Below are 7,626 nucleotides of genomic sequence, written 5' to 3' on the forward strand. Positions count from 1 at the left end.
ATGATCCCATATGGTCGCCAAGATATCCAAGACAGTGACATCGCCGCAGTTCTTAAGGTTTTGCAGTCTGATTTTTTGACGCAAGGCCCTGCGGTTCCCAAGTTTGAACAGTCTGTTGCGCAGCACAGTGGTGCACGCCATGCTGTGGCTGTAAACAGCGCTACATCGGCGCTGCATATTGCGTTGATGGCTTTGGGCGTAGGGGCTGGAGATGTTGTGTGGACATCACCCAACACCTTTGTTGCGTCGTCGAATGCAGCGCTATATTGTGGTGCGGGGGTTGATTTTGTTGATATTGATCCGCTCACCTATAACATGTCAGTTACAGCTTTGGCTGAGAAATTGGCATTGGCTAACCAAAAGGGGCAATTGCCTAAGGTATTAATCCCTGTGCATTTGACTGGGCAGCCGTGTGATATGGCGGCTATCTATGATTTGTCCCAGCGTTATGGGGTTAAGGTGGTTGAGGATGCTTCCCACGCGATTGGGGGACGGTATCACGACCAACCAATTGGAAATTGCGCCTATAGTGATATTACCGTTTTTAGTTTTCACCCCGTAAAAATTGTCACCACTGCTGAAGGCGGTATGGCGCTAACCAATGATGATAGCTTGGCCGAAAAAATGGCCCTATATCGCAGCCATGGTATCACACGCGATCCTGCATTGATGACACATGCGTCGGATGGACCGTGGTATTATCAACAAATTGCACTCGGGTATAATTATCGCATGACTGATTTGCAGGCGGCCCTAGGGGTTAGCCAGATGCAGCGTTTGGATGATTATATCAAACGCCGTCATGACATCGCCGCGCGCTATAATAGGGAATTGTCAGATTTGCCGCTGACGCTGCCCGCACAGGCTGGATATGGGCATTCGGCCTATCATCTGTATGTTATTCGACTGGATCTGGATGCGATTGCACCGTTGACGCATGCGCAAGTGTTCCAATCGTTGCGGGATCGGGGTATTTTGGTGAACCTGCATTATATTCCCGTTCACATCCAACCCTATTATCAGGCGATGGGATTTAGGTGGGGGGATTATCCACAGGCTGAATCGTATTACAAAAATGCTATTTCCATTCCGATGTATCCAAGCATGTCGGATGAGGCGCAAACGCAAGTCATTCAAGCCCTCCATGAGATTTTGGAAAAATGAAGCTGGCTGTCATACCTGCCCGCGGTGGATCCAAGCGTATTCCGCGCAAGAATATTAAGTCGTTCGGTGGCAAGCCCATGATCGAATGGTCGATCCAAGCAGCGCATGATGCGGGTGTTTTTGACCGAATTGTTGTCAGTACGGATGATGCTGAAATTGCTGCGGTTGCGCGCGATTGCGGCGCTGATGTTCCGTTCGAACGACCTGTGGAGTTGTCTGATGACTATACTGGCACAATCCCGGTAGTAGCCCATGCAATCGACTGGCATCAGGCGCATGGATACGCTCCCAGCCAAGTGTGCTGTATCTACGCAACTGCACCGTTTATCCAAAGTGAGGATATTCGTCGTGGTGCGGAAAAATTGATCCAATCGGGGGCGGATTTTGCATTTTCTGTGACGTCTTTTGCCTTTCCCATTCAGCGTGCCATCAAGCTGGGCACTGATGGGCGCGTCGAAATGTTTGATCCCGTGCAATTTCAAACGCGTTCCCAAGATTTACCCGAGGCCTATCACGATGCCGGTCAGTTTTATTGGGGGACAAAGTCTGCATGGCAATCAGGAGCACTGATTTTTGGACCGGGATCTGTACCTGTTATTCTGCCACGCTATCGTGTCCAAGATATCGACACCCCTGAAGATTGGGAACAGGCCGAGGTACTCATGCGAGCTATAGCAGACCCGCAGGCATCCAAATGAACCAAACCACCAGTTCTATGCGTGTTGTAATCCGTGCGGATGCATCGTTGCAAATAGGAACGGGTCATGTGATGCGCTGTCTGACCTTGGCAGCGGGGTTGGCCGATCTTGGGGCACATGTCGATTTTATCTGTCGTGCTCATCAGGGAAATTTGATTGCGCTGATTGAACAACGGGGATTTGGCGTAATTACGTTACCATTCGCATCTGGGGACGACAGCGCATCGCCGGACCAGCCCGCACATGCCCACTGGTTGGGTTGCGATTGGCAAACAGATGCACTGCAATCCTGTGATGCTATTTTTGGCACTGTGGATTGGATTATCGTTGATCACTATGCGCTGGATCATCGATGGGAAACAGCGATGCGTGAAAAGTGCGCGCGTATAATGTGCATCGATGATTTAGCCGACAGACCGCACGATTGTGACCTACTGCTTGATCAGAGCTTGGGTCGATGCAATCAAGACTACGAACATCTGCTCCCAGAGCCGGCAAAACTGTTGCTTGGCCCAAAATATGCTCTGCTGCGCCCTGAATTTGCACAATGGCGTGATGCCAGCCTTGCACGTCGTAAAACCCCACAACTGCGCCATATTTTGGTGACAATGGGTGGCGTCGATGCTGACAATGTGACGGGCCGTGTTCTAGCCGCGCTACAGAGAGAGGAGACGACATCGCTTGATAAAATCACCGTTGTATTGGGCCCACATGCCCCATGGCGTGAACAGGTCACAAAGCAAGCAGCCGACATGCCTGTCCCCACCCAAGTTTTGTCGGGTGTGGACAATATGGCAGAGCTGATGACATCGTGTGATTTGGCCATCGGCGCAGGGGGTTCCACCACATGGGAACGCTGCGCGTTGGGAGTGCCAACGATTCAAATTGAGCTGGCGTTGAACCAAAACTTTATAAGTTCTTCTATCCAAGCTGCGGGTGTAGCGCTGCTAACGAGTATTGATGAATTTAGGTATAAAATATCCGCTTTATTGAACGATGTATCTACTTCCAATATTTTGGAAAATTTGTCTGCCCGATCTGCAGAAGTCACTGACGGCTCTGGTGTTGAGGCGACATTAGATGTTCTTGAATGGAGTTAGCGATGCGAATATCAATTATTTGCAGTAATGTTTTACACCCCATAATGCCTTATCTTGAGGCTTGGAAAAAAGAGCAACAAAGTTCCAGTTCCCGGGTGCAAATCGTTTCAGAAAGTGCTGATCTCAGTTCTGGAGACATATTGTTCGTGGTTTCATGCTCCGAAAAAATTACTCAACATGTGCGACATCGCTTTAGGCACGTTCTAGTTTTGCACGCTAGTGACCTGCCTAAAGGTCGAGGCTGGAGTCCCTATATCTGGGATATTCTAAGCGGAAAAAATGAAATTATATTGTCTTTGATCGAAGCAGAGGATCAAATCGATACGGGTAAAATATGGAAAAAGATACGCATACCAGTACCAAATCATTTTCTTTGGAATGAAATAAACCACGCTCTTTTTCAAGGAGAAATAGGTTTGATGAATTGGGCGGTTGAGCACAGCAAAACTGTCGTACCAATGGAGCAAGATCGGAATATACAACCAACGTACTGGCCGAAGCGTGCAGTGCAAGATAGCTGTTTGGATATCAACAAAACAATAGCAGAGCAGTTTGACCTTTTGCGCGTTTGTGACCCTCACAGATATCCAGTATTCTTTGAAATCAATGGCCAAAAGTACAAACTGATATTGGAAAAGTTCGATGAAAAAACAGATTAAGATTAATGACCGCTTAATCGGGTATGGTGTGTCCCCCTACATAATTGCTGAAATGTCTGCGAACCATAATGGTGATATAAATGCGGCATACTCAATAATTGAAGCGGCGAAATCATCAGGCGCTGACGCGGTGAAAATTCAAACCTATAGGCCTGATACAATTACGCTTAAATCGCAAAAAGAGGATTTTGTTGTTAAAGGTGGACTGTGGGATGGCCGCACTCTCTATGATCTGTATGAGGAGGCGCATACGCCATGGGATTGGCACAAACCGTTGTTTGACCACGCGCGCAGGGTTGGCATTACAATCTTCAGCTCGCCCTTTGATACCACCGCCATTGATTTGCTAGAGGATCTGGACGCACCTGCCTATAAAATTGCCTCCTTTGAGGCGATTGACCTGCCGCTGATCAGATATGCCGCCAGCACTGGAAAACCGATGATCATTTCGACTGGCATGGCGGATCAAACCGAAATCGCAGAGGCAGTTGATGCGGCTAAATCTGCGGGTTGTACGGATTTAGCGATATTGCATTGCGTCAGTGGTTATCCTGCGCCAGCCGAGGATTATAATCTGAAAACCATCCCAGATATGATTGATCGGTTCGGTTTGGCCACGGGCCTGTCGGATCACACGTTGGACAATACAACCGCAATTGCCAGTGTTGTTTTAGGGGCATCGATCATTGAAAAGCACTTCACCCTTGATCGCAATGGTGGCGGACCTGATGATAGCTTTTCCCTAGAACCGGCCGAAATGGCAGCCTTGTGCCGAGATACGAAAACAGCATGGGCTGCCTTGGGTCAAGTGGATTACGGTCGCAAATCAAGTGAACAGGGAAATGTGCAATTCCGCAGGTCGTTGTACTTTGTCCGGGATATGGCAGCTGGTGAAACCATCACCCCTGACTGTATCCGCAGTGTCCGACCAGGATATGGTTTGCCGCCTAAATATTTTGACAGCATTGTCGGGCAAACTATAATTGAGGATATTTCAAAGAATACACCCGTTAAAATGCGCGTAATTAAATGATATCCATTTAGGGTCTGTGGACATTCAGCGTGCAAAAATGATGGCAGCCGCGAGATGCCAGTTTGCGGCGTAGCTTGACGCTGTATTTTCGTATCGGGTTGCTATCGCTCTCAATTCCTTGATCTTTGCGAAGAAATTCTCGATCAAATGCCGCCATTTGTAGGCGTGTTTATCGTAATCGCGCAGGAATTTGCGGTTCGCTTTTGCTGGGAAGATGGCGGTGGCACCGCGCGCATCGAATTCTGTGAGAAGCCAATCGGCGCCGAACGCCTTGTCGGCCAACAGAGCATCGAATGCAACGCCATCGATGAGCGGCTCGACGCCCTTCATATCGTGAGCCTGACCTGGCAGGAGAACGAAGTTGGCCAGGTTTCCGAGCGCGTCGACCAAAGCAACGACCTTGGTGGTCAAAGCTCGGCGAAAGAGCAATCAAAAAAGGGGACGAAATAATCGGAGTAGCAGCAGGATTCCCGACGACTGTTAACCCGATAATTCAATTTGGAGCTGTGCCCGTATTTGTCGACATCGATATCGATACGCACAACATCGACGCCGAAAAGATTGAAGAAGCGATCACGTCAAAAACAAAAGCAATTATGCTGGCAAGCCTTTTGACCATGCCTTTTGTTTTTGCACCAATGGTGGCAGGTGTTTTGGTTTCAGGTGACCGTAGCAATGCAGCGATCGCTTTTGTCACGTTTGCGGTGATTTTTACCACAACATATAAAATAGGGATTTGGGTCGCCCCCAAACTTCGCCGTTCTGTCTGTCCAAAATCCGCGGATACATCAAAAACCGAGCAGCAACTAAAGGACCATTTGGCGCTGACGCATTTGAGAGATTCCATCAAATAATCACAGAATTCGCACGCAGCACCCTGCTCCCAACAAAAAAGATACCTCTCATGAACAGCCTCACCAAAAACACTTTGACTCAGTTGGCGTCGGTTGTCTGCATTGTTCTGATGTGCACGCCAACGGTCAAGGCGAATGGCGCAACATTTCAGCTGTCGCTTAGGGAGGGTGATGTGCTCAACAGTCGGCAAATATATGGAACCAGCAGTAAGGCTTCAATCCGCGGCAGCTACGCAAAGACGTTTGGTCGGCCTAACGTGGGGCTCAAACATGTCACAAACCATGCCGTCCCCATCATCGAAGGTGCGCGCCGCCGCGAGGATTGCACCAAACTGGTGTCGGGATCGCTGCGCGCAAAAACAGAATTGGGGCGGTCGCCCGATCGATCAAACCTGAAACAAATGATCACAGTCGCATGGCGCTGGCACCAGACAGGTAGCTACAAAGAATATAGTCCTATCATACCAAACGGGGGACGTTGCCAACTTGACCACGCTAATTACAAATATCGCCTCGAAACCTAAACATTTTAGAAAAAACCACCAGAATCACGACAGTTATTCAAGCAATATTTCAATGCAGATAAGGTCCTTGACGAATTCGCAGATTACCTTGAGGAATTTGCTTCCGAGTTTAATCCATAGGCGTTGACGTCAGACAGTGCCCTTTCTAATTTCCAGCGTGTCATCTTTGTGTGGTGAAAACTCTTCAGGCACAATCACCGTGTTCAACACACAATTCGTGCTTTGTTGCAGCACGCGGATTTACACATTTACATACACGCCTCACATTTAATAAAAATAATTTCTTAATAACAATAAGTTATATAGAAACATTCCATTGCAAATCCGTGTAGATCGGTTCGATTCCGATACTCGCCTCCACATTCTCCTTTCCTTCCCCGACACGCGGCGCGCATGCGAACGGGCGACCCTTCGGCCGCCCCTTGCCCATCAAGCCCTCGTGGTCTCAGGCGTTCGCGCCGCGCACCGCGGCGATGACGGCATCTGTCACCTCTTGCGTCGTGGCGGTGCCGCCCACATCCGGCGTCATGATGCCCGCCGCACAGACCTGTTCCACCGCTGCCATCAGGCGGGTGGCGGCCGCTGGTTCGCCCAGATGCTCCAGCATTTGCGCCGCTGTCCAAAAGCTTGCGACCGGGTTGGCGATGCCCTTGCCCGTGATGTCAAAGGCCGAGCCATGGATCGGCTCAAACATCGAGGGGTAACGCCGCTCGGGGTCGATATTGGCCGTGGGTGCCACGCCCAACGACCCGGCCAGCGCGCCCGCCAAATCAGACAAGATATCGGCATGCAGGTTCGTGGCGACGATCGTGTCAAGCGATTGCGGCTTCAGCACCATCCGCACGGTCATCGCATCAACCAGCATCTTGTCCCATGTGACATCGGGAAACTCGCGCGCCACCTCGGCTGCGATTTCGTCCCACATCACCATGCCGAACCGCTGGGCATTGGATTTCGTCACCACGGTCAACAGCTTGCGAGGCCGCTGTTGTGCCAAGGCAAAGGCATAGCGCATGATGCGCGTCACGCCCACACGGGTAAAGATCGACACCTCGGTCGCCACCTCTTCCGGTAGGCCCTTGTGCGCCCGCCCGCCATGGCCGGAATATTCCCCTTCCGAGTTTTCGCGCACGATCACCCAATCCAGATCACCGGGGCCGACACCGGCCAAAGGCGCCTTGATCCCCGGCAAGATGCGCGTGGGGCGCACATTGGCGTATTGGTCAAACCCCTGACAAATGGGCAGGCGCAGGCCCCACAGCGTGATGTGATCGGGCACATCGGGCGCACCCACCGCGCCGAAATAGATCGCGTCATAGGGTTTGAGCTGCTCCGGCCCATCGGCGGGCATCATCGCACCGTGGCGCTTATAGTAATCCGTGCCCCAGTCGAACTCGGTGACGTCGACTGCAAAACCGCCATCGCGGGCGGCGACGGCATCCAGCACGGCAAGGCCCGCGCGGATCACCTCGGGGCCGATCCCATCGGCGGGAATGGCGGCGATCTTATAGCTGTTCATGGCGCATCCTGTGATTTGGCTCAGCGCAGCGATACGCGCTTGCGCCCTGCGCGCTCAAGCTTTCTTGTATTATAT

The 7,626-nt window shown here is 50.9% G+C and carries 8 protein-coding genes and 1 pseudogene; 7 read left to right on the plus strand and 2 right to left on the minus strand.

What is annotated here, in order from left to right; genetic code table 11:
- Genes pseC through pseI form a run of 5 tightly spaced genes read left to right on the plus strand, consistent with a single transcriptional unit; the run spans window position 1 to window position 4,654 of the window.
- A complete protein-coding gene (gene pseC, locus KG698_RS03940) occupies window positions 1-1,164 on the plus strand; it encodes a UDP-4-amino-4,6-dideoxy-N-acetyl-beta-L-altrosamine transaminase (protein ID WP_213684225.1) in 1,164 nt (387 codons plus the stop codon).
- Complete coding sequence (gene pseF, locus KG698_RS03945; RefSeq protein ID WP_213684226.1) at window positions 1,161-1,862, plus strand: pseudaminic acid cytidylyltransferase; 702 nt, start codon at window positions 1,161-1,163, stop codon at window positions 1,860-1,862. Before pseC ends, pseF begins: the two co-directional genes overlap by 4 nt.
- Window positions 1,859-2,962 carry a UDP-2,4-diacetamido-2,4,6-trideoxy-beta-L-altropyranose hydrolase gene (gene pseG, locus KG698_RS03950; protein WP_213684227.1) on the plus strand — a complete coding sequence of 368 codons (1,104 nt, stop codon included), beginning with the start codon at window positions 1,859-1,861 and terminating at the stop codon, window positions 2,960-2,962. Before pseF ends, pseG begins: the two co-directional genes overlap by 4 nt.
- Window positions 2,963-3,006: 44 nt before the next feature.
- Window positions 3,007-3,621: a formyltransferase family protein gene (locus KG698_RS03955; RefSeq protein ID WP_213684228.1), complete on the plus strand. Its 615-nt coding sequence runs from the start codon at window positions 3,007-3,009 to the stop codon at window positions 3,619-3,621.
- Window positions 3,605-4,654 (plus strand): pseudaminic acid synthase, encoded by a 1,050-nt coding sequence (gene pseI / locus KG698_RS03960; RefSeq protein ID WP_213684229.1) that lies wholly within the window; start codon window positions 3,605-3,607, stop codon window positions 4,652-4,654. The genes KG698_RS03955 and pseI overlap by 17 nt, the downstream gene beginning before the upstream one ends.
- Window positions 4,655-4,678: 24 nt before the next feature.
- Here the strand turns inward: pseI and KG698_RS03965 are convergent, their stop codons facing one another.
- Entirely contained in the window at window positions 4,679-5,065 is a 387-nt protein-coding gene (locus tag KG698_RS03965; protein ID WP_213684230.1) for an IS5 family transposase, read from the minus strand.
- 17 nt (window positions 5,066-5,082) lie between these two features.
- On the opposite strand from KG698_RS03965, the gene KG698_RS15415 reads away from it, so the two are divergent.
- Together KG698_RS15415 and KG698_RS15420 are read left to right on the plus strand one after the other, a co-directional pair.
- Complete coding sequence (locus tag KG698_RS15415; RefSeq protein WP_367114028.1) at window positions 5,083-5,508, plus strand: DegT/DnrJ/EryC1/StrS family aminotransferase; 426 nt, start codon at window positions 5,083-5,085, stop codon at window positions 5,506-5,508.
- A 266-nt stretch (window positions 5,509-5,774) separates the two neighbouring features.
- Window positions 5,775-5,957: pseudogene (locus KG698_RS15420) on the plus strand (UDP-glucose 4-epimerase GalE); the annotation flags it as partial.
- Window positions 5,958-6,477: 520 nt separating this feature from the next.
- Here KG698_RS15420 and KG698_RS03980 read toward each other — a convergent pair.
- Complete coding sequence (locus KG698_RS03980; RefSeq protein ID WP_213684232.1) at window positions 6,478-7,551, minus strand: tartrate dehydrogenase; 1,074 nt, start codon at window positions 7,549-7,551, stop codon at window positions 6,478-6,480.
- Window positions 7,552-7,626: the final 75 nt, after the last annotated feature.

It is taken from the genome of Roseicyclus sp. (assembly GCF_018402035.1).
Taxonomy (GTDB): Bacteria; Pseudomonadota; Alphaproteobacteria; order Rhodobacterales; family Rhodobacteraceae; genus Roseicyclus.